Source organism: Clostridium tarantellae, from assembly GCF_009295725.1.
GTDB classification, from domain to species: domain Bacteria; phylum Bacillota; class Clostridia; order Clostridiales; family Clostridiaceae; genus Sarcina; species Sarcina tarantellae.
Map to the genome: position 1 here is coordinate 1 of NZ_WHJC01000479.1, position 1,588 is coordinate 1,588.

At 22.5% G+C, this 1,588-nt stretch carries 2 protein-coding genes; both read left to right on the plus strand.

The window, feature by feature from the left end; translation table 11 throughout:
- Positions 1–145 precede the first annotated feature (145 nt).
- A complete protein-coding gene (locus GBZ86_RS15755) occupies positions 146–868 on the plus strand; it encodes a Bax inhibitor-1/YccA family protein (RefSeq protein WP_152892229.1) in 723 nt (240 codons plus the stop codon).
- Positions 869–1,005: 137 nt separating this feature from the next.
- On the plus strand, positions 1,006–1,509 hold the full coding sequence (locus tag GBZ86_RS15760) for a DedA family protein (RefSeq protein ID WP_152892230.1): 504 nt from the start codon (positions 1,006–1,008) through the stop codon (positions 1,507–1,509).
- The last annotated feature ends 79 nt before the right edge of the window (positions 1,510–1,588 follow it).

The window sequence follows — 1,588 nt, forward strand, 5'->3', positions numbered from 1 at the left end:
GTTATATATTAACCATTATATTATGTGAAAATTGCAGTAAATATTCTGTATATATAGAACAATTAGAAATTTAAGTTTTGAAATAAAAATGCCATAGAATAATGGTATATTATAAAAAATTATATTTAATAAGGAGAGATTAATTATGAATACAAAAAGTTCGAATCCAGCTTTAACTTTAGGATTTAAAAATGTGGTAGAAGACAATACTACAATGAGTATAAAAGGAACAATAACTAAAACCTTTATTTTATTATTAATTTTATCATCAACATTTGTATATAGTTGGATATCATTACAAAATTCTACTATAAATTATAAAAGTATTACTATAGTTGCAGCTATAGCTTCAGTTATTTTAGGATTAGCTACTGCATTTATTCCTAAAATCGCACAATTTACTGCTGTTTTTTATGCAGCTTGTGAAGGAATTTTATTAGGAGGATTATCTAGAATTTTTGAAAATATATATCCTGGAATAGTTTTTCCAGCCATTATATTAACTCTTGTAGCTGTAGTTATAACTTTATTGATTTATAGAAGTGCACCAAGTATTGCAGATAAAATTAGAAAAACAGTAATAATTTCTATGTTAACTATTGGTATTACTTACTTTATTGGAATAATTTGTGGAATTTTTGGAGTTAATTTAGCTATATTTGGATCTGGATTGATAGGAATTATATTTAGTATTTTAGTAGTTGGAATTGCTACTTTAAATTTAATTTTAGATTATGATTTTATATTAAAAGCTACTAAATTAGGAGCACCTAAATATATGGAATGGTATAGTGCTTTTTCATTAATGGTTACATTAATATGGCTTTATACTGAGATTTTAAAATTACTTTCAAAATTAAGAGATTAAGTTAATTCATAAAAAATACTGCTAATGTTAAATTCATTAGCAGTATTTTTTATGAAATTTAATTAATTATTACTAAAAGAATTAAATTTTAAAAATTACATAATAATATAATAATGTTATTATGGAGGAAAAAATATATGAATATACAAACAGCTTTAAGTTACATTTCACAATATGGTTTATTAGTAATGTTTATTTTAATATTTTTAGAACACTTAAATTTTCCAGCACTACCAGCAGGGGTTATAATGCCTGCTATAGGAATATTAATTTCTAGAGGCGAATTAAACTATTTAGTTGTTATGTTGCTTACTGTAATAGCTGGTATTTTAGGTAATCTAATCTTATATTTTATTGGATTTTATGGTGGAAAAAAATTTTTAACTAAAGCTACAAATAAATTTCCTAAATTTAAGCCTTTTGTAGATAAAACTATAAAAGTTATTAATGAAAGAAAAAAAATAGGTGGAATATTTTGTAGATTAATACCAGTTATAAGAACTTTAGTATCTTGTGTAGAAGGTGTTGCAAAAGTTAATTTTTCTAAATTTATTATATCTACAACTATAGGTGTTGTAATTTGGAATTTTCTTTTCATAAGTTCTGGATATTTATTTGCTGATTTTTTTTTGAGAAAATAAATAAAATTTAATTTTTTCAATAATAAGTGCTAATAATCCTTTCTTTTTATAGTTTTAAAAATAGTATGTGATTTAAGAA